Below are 25841 nucleotides of genomic sequence, written 5' to 3' on the forward strand. Positions count from 1 at the left end.
GCGGGTTTATTTTTTTCTAGGAGGGGTTTTTCTAGGCGTGTAATATGCACACTGGGTTTCTTGATTTAAAACGTTTTGTGTTATGCTGATGTGATCAAGGCTGCATTTGCCATCCATTTCATAAATGCAATTAGCCGAGCAGTTGATGTTGGTCATCCTCTTCCCTCCCATTATTAGTATCTCCCAAATAGTGCAAATTAATGAATATTGAGCTTGCATAGATTGAAAATTGATTGTCTACCTTTTTAGATACTTCAGATAGAGGAATTAAATTGTTGCTTATTTTAATTGACTTTAGAAATACTGGAGCTAAATTCACTTCGCTGAATATAGGAATGTTTTCGTTTATTTCTATATCCAATCCATCGATGTTTACTTTTCTTTCAACTGTTGACTGAACGAGTTTATCGATAGTATTGCTGATAAATAGGTCGATTATATCTAATAATTTATCGTCCTTTTTTATTAAGAAATAGGTATAAAGACATTTTATAACTTCTGCAGCATCCCTTATGGAGTATTTTACTTCATCTTCAATGGCAAATATACCCAAAGTTTCGTTAAAGGTTTCAAGCAGCATATTCAATATTCTTTCGGCGGAGATTTTAAACTTTTCAATTTTTGTTATTAAATATCCTTCTAAAAGAGCCGAGGCTGCTCTAAAATGGGTAATTAATGAAGCAGGAAGGAAATTATTTGGTGATTTTTCAATTTCACCAGTTATTTTTATTCTTGATTCTATTTCTGCACAACCTAAGGCAATAAGCTCGCAAATTGAGGTTAATATTTCTTCATCTTTTATATATTTTGAAGCTCTATATAGCGATGATATTATTAAGGAAAGATTTCTTGTTGTTAACTCTAGGGCAAGATTGAAGTTTTCATAGAGGAACTTAAATATTTTCTCCCCATCTAGTTTATACATCTTCTCCTTTTCTGAGTTTTCCTTTAGTGTTTCTTTGTAAGCCATAAAGGCTTCAAAAACCAACACTTGATCTAAAAAGTCAAATTCCTTTGAGTTTTGTTTTAGTTTTAAATTGTCTCCGATAAACTTTGTTTTATCCTCTGCATCCACAAAAAGACCATCTTTGTTTCTAAGATAACCCGTAAGAAACTCTATAAAGTTTTTAATCTGTCGTCTTATTATAAAATCCTTTGCTTCTGTTGTAGGCTGTTGATTTAAAAGGCTTATCATTGAAGTAATTGCAAAAACTTGTGAACTTACCGTAATTTCTTTTTTAAAGGAATTAAAATCCCAAATATATTTCCCTGGGTTTACAATTGAAGAGGGCGCCTCTGAAAAGCCTGCCTTTGCTTCCTTATAAATACAATGCAAAGGCATAAGATTTTCTAAAAGTTCCTTATCCTCATCGCTGGAAATTTTGTTGATATGTTCTCTTTCCTTTTCACTGAAAAAATACGGGATTCCACATCCTGAGTAAAATAATGTCCATAAAATATTATTTAGAGCATAATATTTCAGCTTAGCAAAGGCTAATAATTTATCCACCTCAATCACCGACAAATAAAGTTCTATTATTATAATATGATGATTGGACAAGTTATGTTACAAAGGCATTTAATTTTTTCTTACAAAATAATATAATATATTTGGAATGGAGGTTAGGCTATGGATATAGGAAAGCTACCAAACGAAATTTTAAGAGAAAAAATTTTGAGAAAAATAAGAAAAATAAATGAAGATGTTATAGTAACGCCATCCATTGGTGAGGATTGTGCTGCCATTAAATTTGACGATGAAGTCTGTGTGGTGACGACGGATCCTATTACGGCTGCAACTAAGGATATTGGTAAAATTGGCGTTATAATAAACAGCAACGACATCGCATCTTCAGGGGTAAGGCCAATAGGCATAACCGTAACGCTTTTAGCACCGCCCAATGCTAAAATAGAAGAAATTGAAAATATAATGGATGATATAATAAAAACCTGTGAAGGTTTAAATATAGATATATTAGGTGGTCATACAGAAATAACCGACGCTGTTAATAGATATATCTTATCCATAACAGCTATAGGAAAAGGGAAAAATATAGTTAAAACTGGTGGTGCAAAGGTTGGAGATGATCTTATCATGACAGGCTATGCAGGGCTTGAAGGAACATTTATTTTGGCAAATGAGCTTTATGATAAACTTATATTTAAAGTTGATAAGCATATATTAGATAAAGTAAAAAAAATAGCAGCCGTCTATCAGCGTTTTGGAGGTTGGACTTGTTGCAGGCAAATTTGGGGTTAATTCAATGCACGATGCAACTGAAGGGGGAATATTAGGAGCAATTTGGGAGGTCGCAGCATCAAGCGGGAAAGGAGTATATGTTTATAAGGATAAAATTCCAATGCTTGAAGAAACAAAATCAATATGTAATGCTTTAGGTTTAGATCCGTATAGGCTAATCTCAAGTGGCGCCATGCTAATTTCAACTTCAAAGGGAGAGGAGCTTTTAAATATATTTAAAGAAAAAGGAATACATGCATCTATTATTGGAAAAATTACAGAAAAGGACATTATATTAAACGATGGTGGTAAGGAAATAGAAATAAAAGAGCCATCATCTGATGAAATATATAAAGCTTTTAAGGAGGATTAAAATGAGAGTTGACGGACGAGATAACTTAGAGCTAAGGCCAATTAAGGTTACAAGAAATTACATAAAACATGCAGAAGGGTCTGTTTTAGTTGAATTTGGTGATACTAAAGTAATCTGCACAGCATCCATCGATGATAAGGTTCCACAATTTTTAAAGGGAACAGGACAGGGATGGATTACATGTGAATACGGGATGCTCCCAAGGTCGACTGTGGAGAGAAAGCCAAGGGAGGCTGCAAAGGGTAAGATAGATGGAAGAACGGCAGAAATTCAACGGCTAATAGGAAGGGCATTAAGATCAGTGGTTGATCTTACAAAAATCGGAGAAAGAACTATATGGATAGATTGCGATGTTATTCAGGCAGATGGTGGAACTAGGACAGCATCCATCACAGGCGCCTTTATTGCCCTTGTGGATGCCATTAATAAACTTGATGAGGTTGAAAAATTAGCTGTCTATCCGATTAGAAATTATGTGGCGGCTGTAAGCGTTGGTATATTTGACGGAGAAGTCTTGCTTGATCTTTGCTATGAGGAGGATTCTAAGGCCAAGGTTGATATGAATGTTGTTATGACTGACAAGGGAGATTTTGTAGAGATTCAAGGAACAGGAGAGGAGTCACCCTTTAATAGAAAAGAACTTAATATGATGCTTGAAGCTGCAGAGATTGGGATAGAAAAACTTATCGAAATTCAAAAAAGAGAGTTAGGCAGTGCTGCAAATAGAATTGGGGAGGAGATTAGTGTTGAAGTTTCAGAAGATAATACTAGCCAGCAATAACAAGCACAAGGTTGATGAGATAAAAACCATTCTTAATAAATATGGAATAGAAGTTTTATCATTAAAGGAGGTAGGAATAGAGGTAGAGGTTGAGGAAGATGGGACTACCTTTGAGGAAAATGCCCTTAAAAAGGCTTCTGAAATTTGTAAGTTAACAAAATTGCCTTGTATCGCTGATGATTCAGGGCTTGAAGTGTTTGCTTTAAATGGAGCGCCTGGAGTATATTCAGCAAGATTTGCCGGAGAACATGGGAATTACAAAAAGAACAATCAAAAACTATTAGAGCTTTTAAAGGATGTTCCTTACGATAAAAGGGATGCCAGATTTGTTACTGTGATTGCCTTTGTAACAGATGATGGTGATAAAATTTTAGCAAGAGGGGAAGTATTTGGGAAAATAGCCTTTGAGGAGAAAGGTGAAAATGGATTTGGATATGACCCGTTATTTATTTATCCGGAACTTAACAAGACATTTGCACAGCTAAGTCCAGAAGAAAAAAATAAAATTAGCCATAGAAGAAGGGCGCTTGATAACTTTGTTAAGTTATTCGAAGAAAAGTATAAGCTATAGGGGGAGCGGAAGTGAGGGTTGGAATTGTAAGCGATACCCATAAAAATCTCTTTATGCTGGATAAGGCAATTAAAAATATGGGTGAGATTGATCTTTTGATTCATCTTGGAGACTGTGTAGAGGATGTCAAAAAGATAAGCGAAAAATATAATAATATTGAAATCGTATATGTAGCTGGAAACAATGACTGGTCATATAAGGAAACGGAAAAGATAATCACTATAAAGGGCAACAAAATATTGTTAACCCATGGCCATAGATACAACGTTTACTTTGGACTTGAAAGACTTTATTTTAGAGCATTAGAAGCAGAGGCCAATATAGTCCTATATGGTCACACCCATGTTCAAAATATTGAATGGGTAAATAATATACTTTTTATAAATCCAGGAAGCACAACATTGCCAAGGGATAAAAGTCCAGGGTGTATTAAACTCCTATTCGACGAAAAGGGCGATTTTGAAGCCTTTACATACAAATTTGAGTATTAACTAAAAAAATTTTAAAAAATGTATTGACACATATCACATTCTGTTGTATACTCTATTATGTCGTCAGGCGGACGACGCCGACGACGAAAAGTCGGGGTGTGGCGCAGATGGGAGCGCGCGTGGTTTGGGACCATGAGGTCGCAGGTTCAATCCCTGTCACCCCGACCAAAATTAAAAAAGTGCTTGACAAAATGATTAAATATGATATAATTAAACATGTCGATTGCGCGGGTGTAGCTCAATGGTAGAGCACCGGCCTTCCAAGCCGGTTACGTGGGTTCGATTCCCATCACCCGCTCCAGATAAGCGCCTTTAGCTCAGTTGGATAGAGCAACGGCCTTCTAAGCCGTGTGTCGGGAGTTCGAATCTCTCAAGGCGCACCATTGTGGTGGATATAGTTCAGTTGGTTAGAGCGCCAGATTGTGGCTCTGGAGGTCGTGGGTTCGAATCCCACTATCCACCCCATAAATGTTGGGCAGTAGCCAAGTCGGTAAGGCACGGGACTTTGACTCCCGCATTTCGTAGGTTCGAGTCCTACCTGCCCAGCCATGTGAGCCACTAGCTCAGTCGGCAGAGCACAAGACTTTTAATCTTGGTGTCCGGGGTTCGATTCCCCGGTGGCTCACCAAAATATGCGGGCGTGGCGGAATTGGCAGACGCACTAGACTTAGGATCTAGCGCCTCGTGCGTGGGGGTTCAAGTCCCTCCGCCCGCACCATTTATTATGCGGGAATAGCTCAGTTGGTAGAGCGTCACCTTGCCAAGGTGAAAGTCGCGGGTTCGAGTCCCGTTTCCCGCTCCAGGCATGCGGGTGTAGCTCAATGGTAGAGCACCGGCCTTCCAAGCCGGTTACGTGGGTTCGATTCCCATCACCCGCTCCAGATAAGCGCCCTTAGCTCAGTTGGATAGAGCAACGGCCTTCTAAGCCGTGTGTCGGGAGTTCGAATCTCTCAGGGCGCACCATAATGTGGGCCATTAGCTCAGTTGGTAGAGCACCTGACTCTTAATCAGGGTGTCCTGGGTTCGAGTCCCCGATGGCCCACCATTAATTTTGCTTACATAAGTTAATATGTGAGCGCCCATAGCTCAGCTGGATAGAGTTACAGACTTCGAATCTGGAGGTCGTAGGTTCGAGTCCTACTGGGCGCACCAGTTAGAATGCGGGCCATTAGCTCAGTTGGTAGAGCACCTGACTCTTAATCAGGGTGTCCTGGGTTCGAGTCCCCGATGGCCCACCAAAAAACCACCAAAATGGTGGTTTTTTTATTTATCCTTTATTTTTTTACATATTAGTGTATAATCCTTATTGAGAAACAAGGGAGGTGAAGGGATGGGAAAGCCCAGCATATTCAGCAAGGATTATGAAAAGATGATGCGAAGAAGAAGAATAAACATTACTTTGATAATTTTAATTATAATAAGCGTTGTTTATTTTTTTGGAGATAGATTTATTAAATTGGACTTTTTGAAAAAATTCAATTTTGCATTTTTTGAAAAGATGAAGATAGAAAAAAGGGTCGAAGATAAAAAAACACAAGAACCAAAGAATAAGGAAAACGTAAAGGAGTCTCAAAAGGAAGTTAAAAATATAAAAGTTGAAAAGTATAAAAAAAGCGATGGGTCTATCCTTGAATTTTATATAGATACGGTTAAAGGTGAAATAGTCGAGATCAAGGATTTAAAGGGAGAGACGAATTATAATATTTCTCAAAATAAAAAGTTTGCTGTTTTTGACGATATTAAGGCAGGTAAAATTCTTTTTTTAGATTCACAGGGTAATGTTAAGGAGCTGACAAGGGATTATTATAGATCATCAAAACTAAATAAAAATTTTTATAGAAAGGATATATTAGCATCAAACCCTGATTATATATGGGCGGCAAAGCCATATATCGCTTATGATGAGAGGATTTTGTTTTTATCAGAGCTTCCTTATTTTAAAAAGGACGGTAGTATTCATCTTTGGTATATAGATTTAAAATCAAAGCAGATAAAAAGAATAACAGATCTTAATATAAAGGATATTAATTTAGTTGAGTTTATAGGTTATGATGAAAACGGAGTAAAAATAAAAGTAGGGAATGATTATTATATTTTAAAAAAAGATAATTATAAATTAGTTAAGTCATAACACATTATCAATTGAACATTTCGAACATATAATTATATTAAGCAATCTTTATGGTGATTATATGCTCAAGTTCCACAGAATAGACGACATAGAAAAGTTTGTATCAAGCACTCTTTTGGAGGATTATAAGAAAAACTATACAAATCTTTTATTGTCGTCGATTATGGCAGGAATTCATAGGACCTTTGGATTGAGGCATGAAGGAATAATAATGGCACTGGAAATTGTAGATACAATAAAAGATGATACCTCTAATCTTATTGAAAGAAATCTACTTGTTTGGAACCTATATGTTTTAGCTCATGAGTTTATAGAAGAATGCTCCTTTGAAAGGGCTATGAACTTCATCGAAAGGGCAGAAAAAAATTGGACTAGAGATATTTTGTTAGGAGACGAGATGGGGGTCTATCATGTTTCCTGGATCGAGCAGATTTGGCTCCTTAAAAGCCATATTTACATGCTTTTAAAGGATGATAATAATTTTCAAAGGACTACTGATATGATTTTGGATAGTAGATTAAAATTGTTTAAAGAGGCAGAAAAAGAAACTGAAGAAATCATCATTTTTGATAGATGCACCTATAATGCGTATGAAATTATGGCTATGGAAAGTAGAAGAAAAAATATTGTAAATGCAATAAATTTTTTAAAACAAGCAATTTTGATAAAAGGAAATATTAAAGTAGATAATGACAATAAAAATATTAGTTCTAATCCATATAAATATTATGATAATCTTATGAATTTTTTCAATAGGTTGCAAGAAAAGCCCTATGATAATATTAAATATTTATACTGTGCTTCCTGTAGATTTTTTGACGGTGAAGGGCTTTGCAAAAGACACGGAACTACAACAGATAAATTTAAGGCATGTAGCATGTATGAGGGACAAAATAAAAAGGCAACCCCCACGGAAACAATATGAGGCGGCAGCACTGAAACAGGAACAGGAACAAAACAGGAGAAGGGATTGCCTTTTTAATTATATTTAATTATGCACCCATTTAATATTTTATCCTTAATTATAATTATTATACATTCTGATAAAAATTTTGGAGGAATCCTATGAAAAAATTTATTTGGTTTGTTCTTTTAATACTATCATTATTTCTTATTAATGCCTGTAGTATTCAAAGTCCAGATATATCAACCTTTAATGGAAAGTTAGTTTTTTTTACTGTTGATGTTGGTCAGGGAGACTGTCTTCTTATTAAAACACCAGGTGATAATTATGTAATGATAGATTCCGGTTCACAAAATGAAGAAAATAAATTAAAATACTTTTTAAATGAGTATAATATAAGAAGGATAGACTATGTTGTTGCAACCCATCCCCATGAAGATCATATAGGCAACATGGATTATATTATCAAAAATTTTGATGTTAAAAAGGTTTATATGCCTAAGGTTACTTCAAATACTAAATCCTTTGAAAATCTAATGGAAGCTATTGAGGAAAGAGGTCTTAAAATAAACACAGCAAAGGCAGGGGTAAATTTTCAGTTAGATGGAGTTGAATTTAAATTTTTAGCCCCTAATAGAAATTATTATGAAGATTTAAATAATTATAGTGCAGTATTGATGATAAGCTATGACCAAAACAAGATTTTGCTCATGGGGGATGCAGAAAAACCTTCTGAGGATGAGATTATTAAAAAATTTGACGTTAAGGCTGACATTTTAAAGGTTGGACATCATGGAAGTTCATCCTCAACTGGAAGCAGATTTTTAAATAAAGTTAACCCTTCCTATGCAGTTATCTCCTGTGGTAAAAATAACGATTATGGTCATCCCCATAGGGAAACTTTAAGTCTTCTTAAGAAAAACAATATAAACATTTTAAGGACGGATCTTGATGGGACGATAATATTTTTGCTCGATGGGCAAAAGATAGAATTATATAGATAATTACACTTGAATGTAAAAATATTGTATGTTATCATTATAGTGCATATTTGTAAGGTTTTAAGATATGTAAAAAATTAAAATTGAATATAGAATGGAGGATTTTTCAATGAACACAAAAGTAGAAAGAATAGAAAACAATGTAGTTAAAATTGAAGTTACTGTTCCTGTTGAAAATTTCAAAGAGGCTCTTAAAAAGTCATATGAAAAGAACGTGTCAAGATTTAGCGTTCCTGGATTCAGAAAGGGAAAGGCTCCAATGGCTATTATTGAAAAATTCTATGGAGAAGGCGTTTTCTATGAAGATGCTATTAACTTCATAGTAGAAGAAACATATCCAAAGGCTGTTGAAGAAAACGATATTCATCCAGTTGATTACCCAGAACTTGATATAGTTCAAATTGGTAAGGATGTTGATTTTATCTATACTGCAAGAGTTACAGTAAAACCAGAAGTTAAGCTTGGTCAATATAAAGGACTTGAAGCTACAAAAATAAGCTACTTAGTAACGGATGAAGACGTTGAAGCTGAAATCAACATGTTAAAGGAAAAAAATGCCAGAATTATAAACAAGGAAAATGGAACAATAGAAAAAGGGGATATTGCTGTTATAGATTTTGAAGGATTTATAGACAACACACCATTTGAAGGTGGAAAGGCTGAAAATTACGAGCTTGTTATAGGTTCAGGAACATTCATTCCAGGATTTGAAGATCAATTAGTAGGTGCAAAGGTTGGAGAAACTGTAGATGTTAATGTTACATTCCCAGAAGATTATCATGCAGAAAATCTAAAGGGCAAGCCAGCTTTATTTAAGGTTACTATAAAGGATATAAAGGTAAAGGAATACCCTGTAGTTGATGATGAGTTTGCAAAGGATGTTTCAGAATTTGAAACATTAGAGGAATTAAAGGCTGATATTAGAAAAAGAATTCAAGAAGAAAATGATAAAAGGGCAAAGATGGAACTTGAGGATCAGCTTATCGGAAAAGTTGTTAATGCATCAGAGGTTGAAATTCCAGAGGCCATGATAAATCAAGAAATCGACTATATGGTAAAGGATATGGACTATAGATTAAGATACCAAGGATTAAATATAGATCAATACATCGAAATGATGGGAATCACTATGGAAACTTTAAGAAACGATCTTAAGGAAGTTGCAACAAACAGAGTTAAAACTAGCCTTGTATTAGAAGCAATAGCAAAGGCAGAAAATATTACAGCTACTGAAGAGGAAATTGAAAGTAGAGCAGAAGAACTTGCAAAGCGTTATGGAGTTAAGGATATTGAAAGAATGAAGAAGGCTATTTTAGATTCACAAAGAGCATTAATTGCTGAAGAAATTGTGAACAATAAAGTTATAGACTTTGTTGTTAGTGAAAGCAAAATAATAGGTTAATTTGTTAAAGCAATTGCTTTTTGGCAATTGCTTTAACATAAATTAAAGGAGGGATAGTTATGAGTTTGGTTCCAATAGTTGTTGAACAAACCGCAAGGGGTGAAAGATCCTACGATATTTATTCAAGACTTTTAAAGGAAAGAATTATTTTCCTTGGGGATGAAATAAACGATCAAACTGCAAACCTTGTTATTGCACAGCTTTTATTCTTAGAATCGGAGGATCCAGATAAGGATATATATCTTTATATAAACAGCCCTGGAGGAGTTATATCAGCAGGTCTTGCTATTTATGATACTATGCAATATATAAAGCCGGATGTTTCAACTATATGCGTTGGTATGGCAGCTTCGATGGCGGCGGTTCTTTTAGCTGCTGGTGCTAAGGGAAAAAGATTTGCTCTACCTAACAGCGAAATAATGATACATCAACCACTTGGTGGGGCAAGGGGTCAGGCAACAGATATAGCAATTCATGCGGAGCATATATTAAAGTTAAAGAAAAGGTTAAATGAAATTTTAAGCGAAAGAACAGGTCAGCCAATAGAAAGAATTGAAAAGGATACAGACAGAGACAACTTTATGACAGCACTTGAAGCAAAGGAATATGGTCTTATAGACGATGTTATTACCAAGAAAATTACTAAATAATTGTGGGGTGTCACAATGTCAAAACTAGATGAAAAGAAATTAAAATGTTCCTTCTGTGGAAAACCTCAGGACCAAGTTAAAAGGCTTATCGCAGGTCCTGGTGTATATATATGCGATGAGTGCATTGAACTTTGTTCTGAAATTATAACTGAAGAATTAGAATACGAACAGGATTATGAAACAGGAGATCTTCCAAAACCAAAGGAAATAAAGGAATATCTTGATCAATATGTAGTTGGTCAGGATGAAGCTAAAAAGGCACTTGCAGTTGCGGTTTACAATCACTATAAAAGAATAAATGCACCAAAGAGCAGAAGAGATGATGTTGAACTTCAAAAAAGCAATATACTTCTTTTAGGACCTACAGGTTCAGGGAAGACTTTGCTTGCCCAAACACTTGCAAAGATGCTTAATGTTCCCTTTGCAATAGCTGATGCTACAACGTTGACTGAGGCAGGTTATGTTGGAGAAGACGTTGAAAACATACTATTAAGGCTTATTCAAAATGCTGATTATGATATTGAAAGGGCAGAAAAGGGAATTATTTATATAGACGAGATCGATAAGATTGCAAGAAAATCTGAAAATCCTTCAATAACAAGGGATGTTTCAGGGGAAGGTGTTCAACAGGCACTTTTAAAAATATTAGAAGGAACAGTTGCTAATGTTCCTCCTCAGGGTGGCAGAAAACATCCTCATCAGGAATTTTTACAGATAGATACTACAAATATTCTGTTTATATGTGGGGGAGCCTTCGAAGGAATTGACAAAATTATAGAAAAGAGGCTTCACAAAAATTCAATAGGTTTTGGTGCTGAAATAAAGAGCAAAAATGAAAGAAATGTAGGAGAAATTCTAAAGCATATACTTCCTGAAGATCTTTTAAAATTTGGTATGATACCGGAATTCGTAGGAAGAGTTCCTATTGTAGTTACTTTAAATCAGCTTGATAAGGATGCTCTTATAAACATTTTAACTGAACCTAAAAATGCCCTTACAAAGCAATATGCTAAGCTCTTTGAAATGGACGGTGTAGAATTAGAATTCGAAAGGGAAGCCCTTGAAGCTATCGCAGATGAAGCGCTAAAGAGAAAGACAGGGGCAAGAGGTTTAAGGGCGATAATGGAAGAGCTTATGATGGATGTTATGTTTGAAATTCCATCAAGGGAAGATGTTGCAAAATGTATAATCACTTTGGATACGGTTGTTAATAAACAGCCTCCAAAGCTTATAATTGGCGAATCATTAAAAAAGAAAAAATCTTCTCAAAGCGCAAAAAGGGCTAAATTAAAGACACAGAGCGTATCGTGAGGCTTCTTTAAGCCTCTTTTTATTTCTCCTCCCTGAATAATGAGCTTTAAAAGGGAAATAATAAGTTTGAAATAGAAAGGGAGGGGAAATTATGATTGCAAGTCAGTTTTTGGTGATTTTAAATTTAATATTTACAGCCATAATTGCCATTTACTTTTATAACCTTTTAAAGGGACAGCAGAGCACAAAGGTTTACATTGAAAAGGAAAGTAAAAAGGAATTAGAAAAGTTGAACAAGTTAAGATCTATAAGCCTTACTGAGCCGCTTTCTGAAAAAACAAGACCTTCATCCTTTGACGAAATCATAGGTCAGGAGATGGGAATTAAAGCACTCAAGGCAGCCCTTTGCGGACCCAATCCTCAGCATGTTATAATTTATGGACCACCTGGTGTAGGCAAGACCGCTGCAGCAAGACTTGTTTTGGAGGAGGCCAAGAAAAATCCTATTTCACCCTTTAAGAGCAACGCAAAGTTTATAGAAGTTGATGCAGCAACGGTAAGATTTGATGATAGAGGTATTGCGGATCCCTTAATAGGTTCTGTCCATGATCCTATCTATCAGGGGGCAGGGCCCTTAGGGGTTGCAGGGATACCTCAGCCAAAGCCCGGAGCTGTCACTAAGGCCCATGGAGGAATACTATTTTTAGATGAAATCGGGGAGCTCCATCCAATTCAGATGAATAAGCTTTTGAAGGTTTTAGAGGATAGAAAGGTATTTTTGGATAGCGTCTATTATTCTTCAGAGGATCCCAATATACCAACCCACATTAAGGATATATTTGAAAATGGGCTTCCGGCAGATTTTAGACTTGTAGGTGCAACAACAAGAAGTCCAGAGGAAATCCCCCCCGCTATAAGATCAAGATGCGTTGAAATATTTTTTAGGGCTCTAACACCAGACGAGATCGAAATTATTGCAAGGAATGCGGCAAAGAAGGGCGGATTTACAATAGATGAGGATGCTGTATCGACGGTTGCAAAGTATGCTACAAACGGTAGGGAAGCCGTTAACATAGTGCAGATTGCAGGTGGAATTGCAATTAATGAAAAAAGATGGAATATAACGGTAAATGATGTTGAATACGTTATAGAAAGCGGACACTATAGCCCAAGACCGGATAAGAAGATTACAAAGGAACCTCAGGTAGGATGCGTTAATGGCCTTGCGGTGGTTGGTGCAAATCTTGGAGTTTTACTAGAAGTTGAAGCTACAGCTATTAAGGTTGAAAAGGGAAGTGGAAAATTAACTATAACAGGTATTATAGATGAAGAGGAAACCGGAACCTTTGGAAGAAAACTTAGAAGGAAAAGCACATCAAAGGGATCCGTTGAAAACGTTTTAACGGTTTTAAGGCAATACTTAGATATAGATACGAGGGACTATGATATACATGTAAATTTCCCTGGTGGAATGCCAATCGATGGTCCCTCTGCAGGGGTTACAATAACAACTGCGATATATAGTGCTATAACTGAAATTCCGGTTGATAATGAAGTTGCGATGACTGGTGAGGTTTCAATCAGGGGATTTGTAAAACCAGTTGGAGGAATCCTTGCAAAAATTGAAGCTGCAAGAAAGGCCGGTGCAAAAAAGGTTTTGATTCCAAAGGAAAATTATCAGGAGAACTTTAAGGAAATGGACATAGAGATTATTCCGGTTGAGAGGATAGAGGAGGTTTTGTGTGAGGCCCTTGTAGATAAGAGGACTCTTCTTAAAAAGAGCACAGCATAATTGGCACCCTTAGGGTGCCAATTGTTATAATATCCGTGTTGAAAATATATGGATAATTAAGGTATAATATATTAGTCTAAATGGGAAATACTCATATTGAAGGGAGTTGATATAGATGGAGGAATTAAAGGAGAACCTTCTGCCTCTTATTGCCTTAAGGGGTGTTAGTATATTCCCCCATATGGTTCTTCACTTTGATGTTGGAAGGCAAAAGTCGATTTTAGCCCTTGAAGAGGCAATGGTTAATGAACAGCTTATTTTCTTAGTCACCCAAAGAGATCCTAAGGTTGAAGACCCTGAAATAGATGATATATATAAAATCGGAACAGTGTCTAAAATAAAGCAGATCTTAAAACTTCCTGGAGATAATATAAGGGTTTTGGTGGAAGGATTACATAGGGCAGAAATAGAAGAATTAACTCAAAAAGAACCATTTTTTGCTGCTAAAATAAAGATATTTAAAGAGGAATTTGTTGAAAAAACTGCAGAAGTGGAAGCTTTAATGAGGCAGGCAATTAAGGCCTTTGAGGAGTATGTAAATCAGAATAACACTATTCCAGATGAGATATTAGGCACCGTCGAGGATATTGATGAGCCTGGAAAACTTGCCGATATAATAACTTCTTATCTTGCAATAAAGCAGGATAAAAGGCAGGAACTTTTAGAGGCAATTGATCCAGTTGAAAGGCTAAGAAAGCTCCTTGAGATACTTGCAAGGGAAATAGACATTTTAAAGATAGAAAAAAGGATAGGAATGAAGGTAAAAAGAAAAATAGACAAGATGCAAAAGGAATACTATCTGAGGGAACAGCTAAAGGTAATTCAAGAGGAACTTGGAGATAGGGATGGAATACAGGAGGAGATAGAGGAATATAAGAAAAAGATTGAAAAGGCAAAGCTCCCAAAAGAAGCAAAGGAAAAGGCAGCCTACGAATTAAAAAGATTAGAAAGAATAGGGCCTAATTCTCCTGAGAGCGGAGTTATTAGGACTTATCTTGATTGGATAGTGGAGCTCCCTTGGGCGAAGGAAACTAAGGATACACAGGATCTTGAAAAGGTAAGAGAGGTTTTAGAAAAGGAACATTATGGCCTTGAAGAGGTTAAGGAAAGGATTTTGGAATTTTTAGCTGTAAGAAAACTAAATAAGAGCATGAAGGGACCAATCCTTTGTCTTGTTGGGCCACCCGGAGTTGGAAAAACTTCTATTGCAAGGTCAATTGCCAATGCTTTAAATAGAAATTTTGTAAGGATCTCATTAGGCGGAGTTAGGGATGAGGCAGAGATTAGAGGGCATAGAAGAACTTACATCGGGGCAATTCCAGGAAGAATTATTTACGGAATGAAGCAGGCAGGTTCTAAAAATCCTGTGTTCCTATTGGATGAAATAGATAAATTAAGTTCAGATTTTAGAGGGGATCCTGCTGATGCCCTTTTGGAGGTTTTAGATGCTGAGCAAAATCACAGTTTTAGAGACCATTATATTGAGCTTTCCTTTGATCTTTCTAAGGTTTTATTTATAACAACAGCAAATACTATAGATACTATTCCAAGACCACTTCTTGACAGAATGGAAGTAATCGAAATATCAGGATATACGGATGAGGAAAAGGTGAAGATTTGCAGCAGATACCTTCTTCCAAGGCAGATAAAGGAAAACGGCCTTAAAGAGGAAAATATATCAATATCTGAAGGCGTTATAAAGGATATTATTAATCTTTATACAAGGGAATCTGGTGTCAGAAACCTTGAAAGAAAGATAGGATCAATCTGCAGAAAGGTTGCTATAGAGGTTGTTAAGAAGCCGGATAAAAAGGTGAAGATAACTTCACAAAACCTTGAAAAATACCTTGGAATTCCAAAGTTTAAACAGGATGAAAGGGATAGGAAGGATCAAATTGGAGTTGCAATGGGGCTTGCATGGACACCTTATGGTGGTGATACCCTTCCTGTTGAAGTTATGCCGATGCCAGGAAAGGGAAACTTAGAGCTTACCGGCCAACTTGGAGATGTTATGAAGGAATCTGCAAGGGCAGGATTTAGCTTTATTAGAGGAAATGCCGAAAAGTTTGGAATTGATCCAAAGTTTTATGAATCAACAGACCTTCATATTCATGTTCCAGAGGGAGCAGTTCCAAAGGATGGACCTTCGGCAGGAATTACGATGGTTACAGCCATGGTTTCAGCCCTTTCTAAAAAGCCATTAAGAAGCGATATTGCAATGACGGGAGAAATCACTCTAACGGGAAGAGTTCTTGCAATAGGCGGTGTAAAAGAAAAATCCCTTGCAGCCTATAGGGCAGGAATAAGAAATATAATTCTGCCTTTAGAAAACAAAAGGGATATTGAAAAGGTTCCTGAAAATATAAGAAAAAAGATTAACTTTATATTTGTTGAAAGAATCGAAGAAGTTTTAGAAAATGCTCTTGTAAAGGGTGAAGAAAAATGAAGATAAAAAAGGCAGAGCTTGAAAAGGTTGCAGTCTTTCCTTATCAGTATCCTAATACTGGACGGCCTGAAATTGCCCTTGCAGGCCGTTCTAATGTAGGTAAGTCATCATTAATCAATACACTTGTGAATATAAAATCATTGGCAAGGACGAGTAGTTCCCCAGGAAAAACAAGGACTATAAATTTTTTTAATATAAACGATTCCTTTTATCTTGTTGACCTTCCAGGATATGGATATGCTAAGGTTTCTAAGGAAGAAAAGAAAAAATGGGGAAAGATGATTGAGGATTATTTAAACGGAAGAGAAGAGTTAAAATTAATCGCACTTTTGGTGGATTCAAGGCATGCACCAACTGAGGACGATAAGTTGATGCTAAATTTTATAAGACATAGCGGCAAGAAACTTGTAGTCATTGCAACTAAAATCGATAAATTGTCAAGAAGTGAGCTTATTAAGAATATAAATATGTTAAAAAGAGAATTGCAGTTAACAGATCAAGATTATTTTATTCCTTTCTCATCATTAAAAAAAATAGGAAAAGAGGAGCTTTGGAAGGTATTTGAAGAAAATTTATAGGCATGCACAATGCATGCCTCTTTTAAAAGGAGAGATTATATGCTTGATGGTAAAATAATAAGAATTATCCAATACTTATCGATTTTATTGCTTTTGAGCTTGCCGCCCTGGTTTTCAATGATAAAAAGATTTAGAAATAGAATGGCAAGAAGGATGATTTGGATTTTAGCATTTATTCCTTATATTGTTGCAGTAACCTATACCCAGAACATTGTCCCCTTTTTTGCTGTTTTGATAACCCTTTATTTTATAAAAAATCAAGGTGATGAAGGGGAACTTTATTATTTTAGACCAATTAGGGGAAAGATCTCTTATTTAATTGGCATTTCAATAGTTTTTAGAATAGCGGTTACAATAGTTAACGGGATTTATGTTGCCTTGCTTATGAAATTTGGGCTTAAACCTCAGCCACAGGAGGTAATGAAGCTATTTTTAGAAAAACCTTGGCCAGAAGTGATTTATCTTTCCTTAATGACCGTGATTGCAGCTCCAATTTTAGAAGAATTCATATTCAGGCATATTTTTTATAGAAATCTTGCAAAGATTAACAAAACATTTTCAGCTATATTTACAAGCCTTCTTTTTATGCTTTTACACTATAATATTGCAGGGGCTGTATCCTTTTTTATGGTAGGAGTCTTTAATTGCTATCTGTATGATAAGTTTGGATATAAAGCGGCTGTTTTCAATCATTTTTTGTTTAATTTGGTTTCCGTCGTTGGACTTTTAATTATGAAATATCATAATATTCCTTTGACTAGTTAACCTTTCCACCTAATGCTGTAATAAACATGTCAACTATTTTGCATCTTTCTTCCGGTAAGAATTCCTTTAACATGGATAAAACTTCTATCCTTTTATCCCTTTTATTTAAATTTTGACTGATGGTATTAATTAGTTGAAATATCTTCTGCTGATCAATACCGGATAAAAAGTTTTCTAAGTTAAATTCTTCAGGCACTAAATCCGGAATGTTTTTAAACTCATCTGACATGTCCTTTTTGTCCTTTCTCTCGTGAGACATTTTGTTCCCTCCTTAAATTAGTTATATGGACAGAGCAAAACCATCAAGAACTTGATAGTTTTGCTCTGCCCATACCTAGTTAATCAGCAGTGCATCCTCTCTTGAAGCCACAGCAGCCGCAAACGATTAAGAAGAGTGAGATTACGAATAACAAGCTGTTGTCAAGAAGGTCTCCTCCATCATGATGGCTTCCACTGTGGTCTGGTCTTTTACCAAATTGTAAGATTATTAAAAGTAGGGCAAGTAAATTATAAAAGTCTGATCCCTTGTAGCAGCCACATTTCTTTGACATATATATCCCTCCTTAAATTTAATTTTTAGCATTTATCATCCTTTGGGTTTTGGCTTAAAAGAAGAACTAAAGCAATCAAAAGGATTATAAAGAAGCTGTCATCATTTTTACCACAGCAGCAGCGGCAGCAGCGATGTTTGTGGTGTTTATGCTTATGCTTGCAGCAGCAATCGTCATGTCCACATCCACATCCAAGTCCAAATCCACCTTGATCCTTGCCAAAGAAGAATATTATCCCAAGTATAATTAAAGTTGTTAACAGGTTATCGCTTCTACCATCAAAGTTTAAAGTTGAAAGTAAGCTACCATAATCCATCTATCCACCCTCGCTTTCATTAGGTTTTCTAATATAGCCTATGCAAAATCAAATTAAATGGTTACAAATAAATTTTTAATAAAAAATTCCAAATTGTAGACAAACGTTCTTTGATGTTTATACTTTGCAAGAGCCCCGAAAGGATTAGAAAAGGCATCTCTCATAAGTTTTAGCAATTAGAATTGCTTAGCGAAATGAGCGAATGCCAGGGAAATCCTTCACGGGGCTTATCAAAAAATAACTTTTTCAACAGTCTGAAATTTTTAATAAAAAATTCATATTTTAATTAGTAATAAAAGGAAATTTGAAATTTTTGTAGAATAATATACTTATAAAACTGAATAAACAGGTGATGGTGATGGATGGGTTAAGGGATAAATGCACATGCAGAAGACAGCAGGGGGTTGACTGTTTAAGCGAAAATTGTCCTTATGAGCTTTTAGATACATTTAATAGTATTTTTCATGATCTTAAAACGCCCTTAAATATAATCTTAAGTTCTCTTCAGATATTAGAACTTTATGAAGCAAGCGGTAAACTATATCAAGACAATACGATAATAAAAAAATATTTTAAGGTTTTAAAGCAAAACAGCTATAGACTTATAAGGCTTGTAAATAATGTTCTTGATGTTACTAAAATCGAGGCGGATCTTTTTAATATCCATTTAGTAAACTTGGAAATAGTAAGCCTTATTAAGAATATCACAAGTTCTGTAAAGGACTATGCTTCTACAAAGGGAATTGAAGTTCACTTTTGTTCAAACGTTTCCGAAAAGTTACTTGCCTTTGATCCCGATAAGATGGAAAGGATTATGCTAAATCTGCTCTCTAATTCCATTAAATTTACCCACTATGGAGGAAGGATAAGGATTAAGATTAACGATTTAGGAAGTAAAGTTCAAATTATAGTCCAGGATAATGGAGTAGGAATGACTAAGAAGGAAGTGGATGAGGCATTTAATAAGTTTAAACAGCTTAAAAAGAATTATAAAGAAAACGAAGGAACAGGCCTTGGACTTTCCCTTGTTAAAAGATTAGTTGAGATGCACGGCGGTAGTATTTGGATAGAAAGCAAAAAGGGAAAAGGAACAAAATTTTTTATTGAAATCCCTGTAAGATTGGTTGAGAATTCCTGTGAAGGATGCAACGATGTAAATGCGTTAGTTGAAAAAATAAACATTGAATTTTCGGATATTTATGAAGCTCTTTAATGGTGGTTGTATGAAGGGCGTCAGGGTAATAGTAACTTATCAATGCAATTTCTTATGCCACCACTGTAAATTTAGATGTGCACCCTATAAAAGGGGATTTATGAACCAAGATGAATTTGAAGATAGGGTTTTTGAAGCTATAAAGGAAGGATACAATAATTACATAATAATTGAAGGTGGAGAAGTATTTTTAAATCCTTCAATGCTTTTTAGGTATTTAAAGAAAGTAAAGGACATAGATATAAAAAAGTATGTAATTACAAATGGTTTTTGGGGTAATTTAGATATATATTTTAGAATATTAAAGGACCTTAAGGGACTTGGGCTTTCGGGTATTATTTTAGAATACGATTATTTTCATAAACCCTTTATAGATGAGGATAAATTAAAGGATGCTATAGATAAGGTTTTAAAAAACGATTTAGAACTAATATTAAAAGGCATTTTGTTAACAGATGATATATCTACCTATGAAGATATTGAAACATTAAAGGAAATAAAAAAGTTGATGGATAAAAAAAATAACAAAGTAATATTTGAAAGCATAGAAGCAAAGTTTAAAACGGAAATATATAAAAGGTGGACTGTGGATGAAAAATTGATACTTTTTAAAAATAACGCCTAAAGGGGCGTTATTTTTTTTATGAAATTGCAAGATTAGCTGCAAATAATGTAGAAAATAATCGATAAAGTTTTTTAATCAAAAAATTTCAGAAAATATGATAAAGAGTAAATTAACAATTTGAGATATATTGTGATAAAATAATAATGGATTAAGCCAATTTTTAAATGGACCAATGGGGTGGAATTATGAATATATCCATTGATAAAAAAAGTTCGGTTCCTATTTATATACAAGTTAAAAATCAAATAATGAATGAAATTAAAAATGGGAATCTTAAAATAGGGGACAAGATGCCAACGGAAAGGGAGCTTGCAAAAATATTAAATACCAGCAGAAATACGATAAGTGCTGCCTATAACCTTCTTGAAAGCGAAGGAGTTCTTGTTTCCTATCAAGGAAAAGGAACCTTTGTTGCAGAAGAGGGGACAACCTGGAAGCAGCAAAATGTTAAGGAAAAGCTATTTAGAATAATCGATTTAGGCCTTGAAGAGGCTTTGGAACTTGGGCTTAATCCAAAGGAATTCTTGGCATTAGTTCAGGAAAGAATAAACGAAAAGGAAGAACTATTAAAGAATATAAACGCTGTATTTGTAGAGTGCAATATAGAACAGGCAAAGGAGTTTGCAAAAGAATTATCCTTTTATACTAAAATGAACGTAAATCCACTTACCATAGCACACCTTAAGGAAAGGGATGAAAAAACGGAAAAACTGCTTAAGGATGCACATCTTATTATAGCAACCTTTAATCACGTCAACGAGGTAAAGACATTAACATCCGATCTTAATAAGGAAGTATTTGGAGTTGCGATTAATCCCTGCCTTGAGGCCATTGTAAGGATTGCACGATATCCAAAGGGGACAAAGTATGCCCTTTTATGTCTTTCCAATGAGTTTGCCTTTAAGGTTAAAACTGCTTTGACATCAGCTGGGCTTGATGCTGTTGACATTCGTGCATCCACAAGCAAAAAGGCAGAGGAAGTTAAGGAAATCGTCGACACATCGGACGTTATAATAGTTTCCCCAGGAAGACGTGAGGATGTTTCAAAAATTGCACATAATAAAGAAATAATAAGCTTTGATTATTCCCTTGATCAAGGGTCCGTCAAGGCTATTATGTCAAAGATAATAGAATCAAAAAATATTCTTTAAGGAGGATAAATATGGGTAAAACTGTTGTTTTAGGCGTTATTGGTGCTGACTGCCATGCTGTAGGAAATAAAATTCTTGAAAGGGCATTTTCAGATGCTGGATTTAATGTTGTTAATATAGGCGTTATGTGTTCTCAAGAAGAATTCATTAGCGCTGCAATTGAAACTAATGCAGATGCTATCTTAGTATCATCCCTTTATGGCCACGGGGAAATAGACTGCAGAGGTTTAAGGGAAAAATGCGATGAGGCAGGGCTAAAAAATATTTTGTTATACGCAGGTGGGAACTTAGTTGTTGGAAAGCAGGAATGGAGCGACGTTGAAAAAAGGTTTAAAGAAATGGGATTTAATAGAGTATACCCACCAGGAACATCACCGGAGGTTGGAATTAATGATCTTAAGCATGATCTTGGGATAGAGGATTAGGTGGTTTTATGGATGCGGCACTTTTAATAGATTTTGGAAGCACTTATACTAAGCTTACTGCAGTGGATCTTGAAAATGAAGAAATACTTGCAACAGCAAAGGATTTAACAACGGTTCAGACGGACATTATGATAGGCTTTAATAATGCCTTCGAAAAATTGAAGGAAAAAATAGATTTATCAAAGGTTAATTTTGTTGAAAAACTGGCCTGCTCATCAGCAGCAGGTGGACTTAAAATGATTGCAATTGGACTGGTTCCTGAGCTTACTGCTGAAGCAGCTAAAAGGGCTGCCCTTGGGGCTGGTGCCAGAATCCTTGGTGTTTACAGCTATGAACTGACAAAGCACGAGATGGAGGAGATAGTAAAGAAAAAACCCGACATCATCCTCCTTGCCGGAGGAACCGATGGAGGAAATAAAGATTGTATACTTCACAATGCAAAACTTATTGCACAATACATAAAGGATGTTCCCATAGTTGTTGCTGGGAACAAAAATGCACAGGATGAGATCGATGATATTTTAAACGATGCCCACGTTTACCATAAAATAACCGAAAACGTTATGCCAAGGCTCAATCAAATAAACGTTGAACCAGCAAGGGAAGTTATTAGGGAAATATTTATGGAAAAGATAGTTGAAGCAAAGGGAATGAAAAGGGCAGAGGAATTTATAAGCGGTATTTTGATGCCAACTCCTGCGGCGGTTTTAAAGGCAGCAAGGATTTTAGCAGATGGAACAGATAAAGAGGAAGGAATAGGAGAGCTAATTATTGTCGATATAGGTGGTGCCACAACAGACGTTCACTCCATCGCAAGTGGTGAACCTTCAAAGGCAGGAGTTACATTAAGAGGGCTTCAGGAGCCATATGCAAAGAGGACGGTTGAAGGGGACCTTGGAATGAGGGTTAGTGCAGTATCCCTTTGGGAGGCTGCAGGAACTAGAAGGATTAAAAAGTTTGTGCCTAATACCAAGTATGATGTTGAGGAAAGATGCAAATTCCTACAGGCTAATGTAAATTTTATTCCAAAGGAAGAAGAGGATATAGAGTTTGATGAGGCCCTGGGAATGGTTGCAACAGAAATGGCAATGGAAAGGCATGTTGGATTAATTGAAAGCGTATATACGCCAATGGGAATAATATATTCTCAAGTTGGGAAGGACCTTTTAAATGTAAGATACCTAATTGGCACAGGGGGAGTTATCGTCCACAGCAGAAATCCAAAGAAGATACTTTCTGCAGGAAAATTTAACCCTGATACTCCAAATTATTTAAAACCAATGAATCCAGAGATTTTAGTTGATAAGGAATACATTTTATCAGCCATGGGGCTTTTGGCGGAAAAATATCCTGATAAGGCGATAAGAATTATGAAAAAATATATTGTGAAGGCTTGAGGAGGTTTATTTTATGGAACTTAAAAATAAAAAGTGGACTGAAGAGGAATTTTTTAAAGTAAGACAGGAGGTTTTAAACCACTGGCCAACAGGAAAGGATGTGGACCTTGAAAAGGCTGCTGAATACCTTAAGAAGGTTCCAGAGCATAAAAGTTTTCCTGCAAAGTTAAAAAAGGCAAAGGAAGAGGGAATAACCCTAGCTCAGCCAAGGGCAGGAGTTGCATTAATTGAAGACCATATTAATCTTTTAAAATACTTACAGGATGTTGGTGAGGCGGACCTTTTACCTTCAACAATAGACAGTTACACAAGACAAAATAGATACAATGAATGTGAAATAGGGCTTGAAGAAAGTAGAAAAGCAGGTCGTTCAATGCTAAACGGTTTTCCTGCTGTAAACCATGGTGTTGAAGGATGTAAAAGGGTATTTGAGGCAGTTGACCTTCCACTTCAGGCAAGGCATGGAACTCCTGATGCAAGGCTTTTATCAGAAATAATCCATGCTTCAGGTTGGACTTCCAATGAAGGGGGAGGAATTTCATATAATATTCCTTACGCAAAAAGCGTTAGCCTTGAAAAGTCATTACTTGACTGGCAATATTGTGATAGATTAGTTGGGCTTTATGAAGAAATGGGAATTTCAATAAATAGAGAACCCTTTGGACCTTTAACTGGGACATTGGTTCCACCAAGCATTTCAAACGCAGTTGCAATAATTGAAGGGCTTCTTGCTGCAGAACAGGGAGTTAAAAATATTACATTAGGATATGGACAGTGCGGCAATTTAGTTCAGGACGTTGCTGCTATGAAGGCACTGGAAGAGCAGGCAAACGAGTATTTTAAGATGTATGGATATGATGTATATTTAACAACAGTGTTCCATCAATGGATGGGTGGATTCCCACAGGATGAGGCAAAGGCTTTTGGAGTTATTTCATGGGGTTCTGCAACAGCAGCTCTTGCAGGTGCGACTAAGGTTATCGTAAAAACTCCTCATGAAGCTGTTGGGATTCCAACTAAGGAGGCAAACGCACAGGGCATTAAGGCTACAAAGCAGACATTAAATCTTTTAAGAGGACAAAGACTTCCAATGTCCAAGGAGCTTGAGGAGGAAATCAAGCTAATTAAGATGGAAACAAAGTGCATAATCGATAAAGTGTTTGAAGTAGGTAAGGGAGATTTAGCACAAGGCGTTGTGAAGGCATTTGAAATGGGAATTTTAGATATTCCATTTGCACCAAGCAAATATAATGCAGGAAGGATACTACCTGCAAGAGACAACAATGGCGCTGTGAGAATATTAGAATTCGGAAATATTCCTTTTACGCAGGAAATTAAGGATTTCCATAGAAAGCAATTAGAGGAAAGAGCAAAGGTAGAAAAAAGAGAAGTTGGATTCCAAATGGTTGTTGATGATATTTATGCGGTTGGAAAAGGATTTTTAGTTGGAAGACCAAATATGTAACTATTACATTTAGGGAGGAGAAATTATGAAAATAGTAGACGTTTTATTATCGGCAGGAAGAACTGGGTTTTTCTTCGATGATCAAAGGGCGATAAAAAAGGGAGCACCCCACGATGGATTTGTTTATATTGGAGAGCCTGTAACTGAAGGCTTTAAGACAATAAGAATGGCTGGAGAATCTATTTCAGTTATGTTAATTCTTGAGGATGGCCAGGTTGCTTACGGAGACTGTGCCGCAGTTCAATATTCAGGAGCTGGTGGAAGGGATCCTCTATTCCTTGCTGAGGAGTTTATTCCTGTTATTGAAAAGTATATTTCACCAAAGTTAATCGGCAGGGAAATTACAACCTTTAAGGATATGGCAGAGGAAATAGACAGCATGGAAATCGACGGGAAAAGGCTTCATACGGCAATAAGATACGGTGTAACTCAGGCGATATTAGATGCAGTTGCAAAGGCAAAAGGACTTACTATGGCAGAGGTTATTAGGGAAGAATACAACACAGGCGTTGAATTTAAAAAGATACCTATATTTACACAATCTGGGGATGACAGATACATCAATGTTGATAAGATGATTTTAAAGGGTGCAGATGTTCTACCCCACGGGCTTATAAACAATGTTAAAGAAAAGCTTGGGGAAAAGGGAGAACTTTTAATGGAATACGTTGCATGGCTAAGGGATAGAATACTAAAGCTTAGAACAACAGAAGTATATAATCCTGTCCTTCATATAGACGTTTACGGAACAATAGGAATTGCATTTAACATGGACTATGAAAGGATGGCAAATTACTTAGGAGAATTAGAAAAGGTTGCTCATCCGTTTAAGCTAAGGATTGAAGGACCTATGGATGTTGAAAACAGAGAAGGACAGCTTGAGGCATTAAAGAAACTTAGAAATCTTTTAAAGCAAAAGGGAATTGGAGTAGAAATCGTTGCAGATGAATGGTGCAACACTTGGGAGGATATTAAGCTTTTCGTTGATGAAGGTGCAGCAGACATGATTCAGATAAAGACTCCTGACCTTGGTGGAATAAACAATGTTGCAGAGGCAATACTCTACTGCAAAAAGCATGGGGTTGGCGCATACTGTGGAGGAACCTGCAACGAAACAGATAGATCAGCTCAGGTTTTAACTAATATTGCAATTGCCTGCGATGCAGATCAATGCCTTGCAAAGCCAGGTATGGGCGTTGATGAAGGATTTATGATAGTTTACAACGAAATGCAAAGGGTATTAACTTTATCAAAGAACAGGGAAAGAATAAACAAAGCATTAAATAAATAGTTATCAATAATCTTAAACATAAGTGCCAGGCA

At 35.9% G+C, this 25841-nt stretch carries 26 protein-coding genes and 13 tRNA genes; 35 read left to right on the forward strand and 4 right to left on the reverse strand.

Annotated features, from left to right (window positions below):
- Positions 1-130 precede the first annotated feature (130 nt).
- Positions 131-1510, reverse strand: coding sequence for a hypothetical protein (locus CAAU_RS08980; protein WP_008909130.1), 1380 nt, complete (start codon positions 1508-1510; stop codon positions 131-133).
- A 120-nt stretch (positions 1511-1630) separates the two neighbouring features.
- Between CAAU_RS08980 and CAAU_RS15250 the strand changes: the two genes are divergently transcribed.
- The 28 genes from CAAU_RS15250 (at position 1631) to CAAU_RS09115 (ending at position 17375) form a co-directional block, all read left to right on the forward strand.
- Positions 1631-2260 (forward strand): AIR synthase related protein, encoded by a 630-nt coding sequence (locus CAAU_RS15250; RefSeq protein WP_008909131.1) that lies wholly within the window; start codon positions 1631-1633, stop codon positions 2258-2260.
- A 4-nt stretch (positions 2261-2264) separates the two neighbouring features.
- Positions 2265-2612, forward strand: a complete 348-nt coding sequence (locus tag CAAU_RS15255) for an AIR synthase-related protein (protein WP_008909132.1) — start codon at positions 2265-2267, stop codon at positions 2610-2612.
- A 1-nt stretch (position 2613) separates the two neighbouring features.
- On the forward strand, positions 2614-3393 hold the full coding sequence (gene rph / locus CAAU_RS08990; protein ID WP_008909133.1) for a ribonuclease PH: 780 nt from the start codon (positions 2614-2616) through the stop codon (positions 3391-3393).
- The gene (locus tag CAAU_RS08995) at positions 3359-3964 is read left to right on the forward strand and encodes an XTP/dITP diphosphatase (RefSeq protein ID WP_008909134.1); all 606 of its coding nucleotides are present in this window, start codon (positions 3359-3361) and stop codon (positions 3962-3964) included. The genes rph and CAAU_RS08995 overlap by 35 nt, the downstream gene beginning before the upstream one ends.
- An 11-nt stretch (positions 3965-3975) precedes the next feature.
- Complete coding sequence (locus tag CAAU_RS09000) at positions 3976-4455, forward strand: metallophosphoesterase family protein (RefSeq protein WP_008909135.1); 480 nt, start codon at positions 3976-3978, stop codon at positions 4453-4455.
- A 92-nt stretch (positions 4456-4547) separates the two neighbouring features.
- A tRNA-Pro gene (locus tag CAAU_RS09005) sits at positions 4548-4623 on the forward strand.
- 59 nt (positions 4624-4682) lie between these two features.
- Positions 4683-4756: transfer RNA gene (locus CAAU_RS09010), tRNA-Gly, on the forward strand.
- A gap of 5 nt (positions 4757-4761) precedes the next feature.
- Positions 4762-4838 (forward strand) — tRNA-Arg (locus tag CAAU_RS09015).
- Between the two features lie 5 nt (positions 4839-4843).
- Positions 4844-4920: transfer RNA gene (locus tag CAAU_RS09020), tRNA-His, on the forward strand.
- Positions 4921-4927: 7 nt separating this feature from the next.
- Positions 4928-5004, forward strand: a tRNA-Gln gene (locus tag CAAU_RS09025).
- A 3-nt stretch (positions 5005-5007) separates the two neighbouring features.
- Positions 5008-5083 (forward strand) — tRNA-Lys (locus tag CAAU_RS09030).
- A 6-nt stretch (positions 5084-5089) separates the two neighbouring features.
- Positions 5090-5173, forward strand: a tRNA-Leu gene (locus CAAU_RS09035).
- A gap of 8 nt (positions 5174-5181) precedes the next feature.
- Positions 5182-5257: transfer RNA gene (locus CAAU_RS09040), tRNA-Gly, on the forward strand.
- A 5-nt stretch (positions 5258-5262) separates the two neighbouring features.
- Positions 5263-5336 (forward strand) — tRNA-Gly (locus CAAU_RS09045).
- Between the two features lie 5 nt (positions 5337-5341).
- Positions 5342-5418 (forward strand) — tRNA-Arg (locus CAAU_RS09050).
- 6 nt (positions 5419-5424) lie between these two features.
- Positions 5425-5500: transfer RNA gene (locus CAAU_RS09055), tRNA-Lys, on the forward strand.
- A gap of 30 nt (positions 5501-5530) precedes the next feature.
- A tRNA-Arg gene (locus CAAU_RS09060) sits at positions 5531-5607 on the forward strand.
- Positions 5608-5617: 10 nt separating this feature from the next.
- Positions 5618-5693 (forward strand) — tRNA-Lys (locus CAAU_RS09065).
- A gap of 92 nt (positions 5694-5785) precedes the next feature.
- The gene (locus CAAU_RS09070) at positions 5786-6586 is read left to right on the forward strand and encodes a hypothetical protein (protein WP_008909136.1); all 801 of its coding nucleotides are present in this window, start codon (positions 5786-5788) and stop codon (positions 6584-6586) included.
- Positions 6587-6647: 61 nt separating this feature from the next.
- Positions 6648-7511, forward strand: a complete 864-nt coding sequence (locus CAAU_RS09075; protein ID WP_008909137.1) for a hypothetical protein — start codon at positions 6648-6650, stop codon at positions 7509-7511.
- A gap of 140 nt (positions 7512-7651) precedes the next feature.
- Positions 7652-8494, forward strand: a complete 843-nt coding sequence (locus tag CAAU_RS09080; protein ID WP_008909138.1) for a ComEC/Rec2 family competence protein — start codon at positions 7652-7654, stop codon at positions 8492-8494.
- A gap of 106 nt (positions 8495-8600) precedes the next feature.
- Positions 8601-9893 (forward strand): trigger factor, encoded by a 1293-nt coding sequence (tig, locus tag CAAU_RS09085; RefSeq protein WP_008909139.1) that lies wholly within the window; start codon positions 8601-8603, stop codon positions 9891-9893.
- Positions 9894-9952: 59 nt separating this feature from the next.
- A complete protein-coding gene (gene clpP / locus CAAU_RS09090) occupies positions 9953-10543 on the forward strand; it encodes an ATP-dependent Clp endopeptidase proteolytic subunit ClpP (protein ID WP_008909140.1) in 591 nt (196 codons plus the stop codon).
- A gap of 15 nt (positions 10544-10558) precedes the next feature.
- Positions 10559-11854 carry an ATP-dependent Clp protease ATP-binding subunit ClpX gene (gene clpX / locus CAAU_RS09095; RefSeq protein ID WP_008909141.1) on the forward strand — a complete coding sequence of 432 codons (1296 nt, stop codon included), beginning with the start codon at positions 10559-10561 and terminating at the stop codon, positions 11852-11854.
- Between the two features lie 91 nt (positions 11855-11945).
- On the forward strand, positions 11946-13586 hold the full coding sequence (lonB, locus tag CAAU_RS09100; RefSeq protein ID WP_008909142.1) for an ATP-dependent protease LonB: 1641 nt from the start codon (positions 11946-11948) through the stop codon (positions 13584-13586).
- Between the two features lie 115 nt (positions 13587-13701).
- Positions 13702-16032: an endopeptidase La gene (lon, locus tag CAAU_RS09105; protein WP_008909143.1), complete on the forward strand. Its 2331-nt coding sequence runs from the start codon at positions 13702-13704 to the stop codon at positions 16030-16032.
- Positions 16029-16610, forward strand: a complete 582-nt coding sequence (yihA, locus tag CAAU_RS09110) for a ribosome biogenesis GTP-binding protein YihA/YsxC (protein WP_008909144.1) — start codon at positions 16029-16031, stop codon at positions 16608-16610. The genes lon and yihA overlap by 4 nt, the downstream gene beginning before the upstream one ends.
- Positions 16611-16649: 39 nt before the next feature.
- Positions 16650-17375 carry a CPBP family intramembrane glutamic endopeptidase gene (locus tag CAAU_RS09115; protein ID WP_008909145.1) on the forward strand — a complete coding sequence of 242 codons (726 nt, stop codon included), beginning with the start codon at positions 16650-16652 and terminating at the stop codon, positions 17373-17375.
- On the opposite strand, the gene CAAU_RS09120 is transcribed toward CAAU_RS09115, so the two are convergent.
- From CAAU_RS09120 to CAAU_RS09125, 3 genes are all read right to left on the reverse strand, one after another.
- Complete coding sequence (locus CAAU_RS09120) at positions 17368-17634, reverse strand: hypothetical protein (RefSeq protein ID WP_008909146.1); 267 nt, start codon at positions 17632-17634, stop codon at positions 17368-17370. The two genes, CAAU_RS09115 and CAAU_RS09120, sit on opposite strands and share 8 nt — an antisense overlap.
- 79 nt (positions 17635-17713) lie before the next feature.
- On the reverse strand, positions 17714-17926 hold the full coding sequence (locus CAAU_RS14655) for a hypothetical protein (RefSeq protein ID WP_008909147.1): 213 nt from the start codon (positions 17924-17926) through the stop codon (positions 17714-17716).
- A gap of 25 nt (positions 17927-17951) precedes the next feature.
- On the reverse strand, positions 17952-18242 hold the full coding sequence (locus CAAU_RS09125) for a hypothetical protein (protein ID WP_008909148.1): 291 nt from the start codon (positions 18240-18242) through the stop codon (positions 17952-17954).
- Positions 18243-18600: 358 nt separating this feature from the next.
- Between CAAU_RS09125 and CAAU_RS09130 the strand changes: the two genes are divergently transcribed.
- The 7 genes from CAAU_RS09130 to CAAU_RS09160 all read left to right on the forward strand — a co-directional run bounded on the left by CAAU_RS09130 (position 18601) and on the right by CAAU_RS09160 (position 25809).
- On the forward strand, positions 18601-19455 hold the full coding sequence (locus CAAU_RS09130) for a sensor histidine kinase (protein ID WP_008909149.1): 855 nt from the start codon (positions 18601-18603) through the stop codon (positions 19453-19455).
- 10 nt (positions 19456-19465) lie between these two features.
- Positions 19466-20080, forward strand: coding sequence for a radical SAM protein (locus CAAU_RS09135; RefSeq protein WP_192811213.1), 615 nt, complete (start codon positions 19466-19468; stop codon positions 20078-20080).
- Between the two features lie 185 nt (positions 20081-20265).
- Positions 20266-21231 (forward strand): GntR family transcriptional regulator, encoded by a 966-nt coding sequence (locus CAAU_RS09140; RefSeq protein ID WP_008909151.1) that lies wholly within the window; start codon positions 20266-20268, stop codon positions 21229-21231.
- An 11-nt stretch (positions 21232-21242) separates the two neighbouring features.
- Positions 21243-21656 carry a methylaspartate mutase subunit S gene (gene glmS, locus CAAU_RS09145; RefSeq protein ID WP_008909152.1) on the forward strand — a complete coding sequence of 138 codons (414 nt, stop codon included), beginning with the start codon at positions 21243-21245 and terminating at the stop codon, positions 21654-21656.
- Between the two features lie 8 nt (positions 21657-21664).
- Complete coding sequence (gene glmL / locus CAAU_RS09150) at positions 21665-23053, forward strand: methylaspartate mutase accessory protein GlmL (protein ID WP_008909153.1); 1389 nt, start codon at positions 21665-21667, stop codon at positions 23051-23053.
- 13 nt (positions 23054-23066) lie between these two features.
- The gene (locus CAAU_RS09155; RefSeq protein WP_008909154.1) at positions 23067-24518 is read left to right on the forward strand and encodes a methylaspartate mutase subunit E; all 1452 of its coding nucleotides are present in this window, start codon (positions 23067-23069) and stop codon (positions 24516-24518) included.
- A 25-nt stretch (positions 24519-24543) separates the two neighbouring features.
- Entirely contained in the window at positions 24544-25809 is a 1266-nt protein-coding gene (locus CAAU_RS09160) for a methylaspartate ammonia-lyase (RefSeq protein WP_008909155.1), read from the forward strand.
- The last annotated feature ends 32 nt before the right edge of the window (positions 25810-25841 follow it).

Source organism: Caloramator australicus RC3 (assembly GCF_000297115.1).
Taxonomy (GTDB): Bacteria; Bacillota; Clostridia; order Clostridiales; family Caloramatoraceae; genus Caloramator; species Caloramator australicus.

Coding starts and splice junctions, on each gene's coding strand:
- CAAU_RS09140 (WP_008909151.1), top strand. CDS start 20,266: ATGAATATATCCATTGATAAAAAAAGTTCGGTTCCTATTTATATACAA.
- rph (WP_008909133.1), top strand. CDS start 2,614: ATGAGAGTTGACGGACGAGATAACTTAGAGCTAAGGCCAATTAAGGTT.
- lon (WP_008909143.1), top strand. CDS start 13,702: ATGGAGGAATTAAAGGAGAACCTTCTGCCTCTTATTGCCTTAAGGGGT.
- CAAU_RS15255 (WP_008909132.1), top strand. CDS start 2,265: ATGCACGATGCAACTGAAGGGGGAATATTAGGAGCAATTTGGGAGGTC.
- CAAU_RS09160 (WP_008909155.1), top strand. CDS start 24,544: ATGAAAATAGTAGACGTTTTATTATCGGCAGGAAGAACTGGGTTTTTC.
- CAAU_RS09155 (WP_008909154.1), top strand. CDS start 23,067: ATGGAACTTAAAAATAAAAAGTGGACTGAAGAGGAATTTTTTAAAGTA.
- CAAU_RS09115 (WP_008909145.1), top strand. CDS start 16,650: ATGCTTGATGGTAAAATAATAAGAATTATCCAATACTTATCGATTTTA.
- CAAU_RS09080 (WP_008909138.1), top strand. CDS start 7,652: ATGAAAAAATTTATTTGGTTTGTTCTTTTAATACTATCATTATTTCTT.
- tig (WP_008909139.1), top strand. CDS start 8,601: ATGAACACAAAAGTAGAAAGAATAGAAAACAATGTAGTTAAAATTGAA.
- glmS (WP_008909152.1), top strand. CDS start 21,243: ATGGGTAAAACTGTTGTTTTAGGCGTTATTGGTGCTGACTGCCATGCT.
- lonB (WP_008909142.1), top strand. CDS start 11,946: ATGATTGCAAGTCAGTTTTTGGTGATTTTAAATTTAATATTTACAGCC.
- yihA (WP_008909144.1), top strand. CDS start 16,029: ATGAAGATAAAAAAGGCAGAGCTTGAAAAGGTTGCAGTCTTTCCTTAT.
- CAAU_RS09130 (WP_008909149.1), top strand. CDS start 18,601: ATGGATGGGTTAAGGGATAAATGCACATGCAGAAGACAGCAGGGGGTT.
- glmL (WP_008909153.1), top strand. CDS start 21,665: ATGGATGCGGCACTTTTAATAGATTTTGGAAGCACTTATACTAAGCTT.
- CAAU_RS09070 (WP_008909136.1), top strand. CDS start 5,786: ATGGGAAAGCCCAGCATATTCAGCAAGGATTATGAAAAGATGATGCGA.
- CAAU_RS09135 (WP_192811213.1), top strand. CDS start 19,466: ATGAAGGGCGTCAGGGTAATAGTAACTTATCAATGCAATTTCTTATGC.
- CAAU_RS14655 (WP_008909147.1), bottom strand. CDS start 17,926: ATGTCAAAGAAATGTGGCTGCTACAAGGGATCAGACTTTTATAATTTA.
- CAAU_RS15250 (WP_008909131.1), top strand. CDS start 1,631: ATGGATATAGGAAAGCTACCAAACGAAATTTTAAGAGAAAAAATTTTG.
- clpX (WP_008909141.1), top strand. CDS start 10,559: ATGTCAAAACTAGATGAAAAGAAATTAAAATGTTCCTTCTGTGGAAAA.
- CAAU_RS09075 (WP_008909137.1), top strand. CDS start 6,648: ATGCTCAAGTTCCACAGAATAGACGACATAGAAAAGTTTGTATCAAGC.
- CAAU_RS09120 (WP_008909146.1), bottom strand. CDS start 17,634: ATGTCTCACGAGAGAAAGGACAAAAAGGACATGTCAGATGAGTTTAAA.
- CAAU_RS09125 (WP_008909148.1), bottom strand. CDS start 18,242: ATGGATTATGGTAGCTTACTTTCAACTTTAAACTTTGATGGTAGAAGC.
- clpP (WP_008909140.1), top strand. CDS start 9,953: ATGAGTTTGGTTCCAATAGTTGTTGAACAAACCGCAAGGGGTGAAAGA.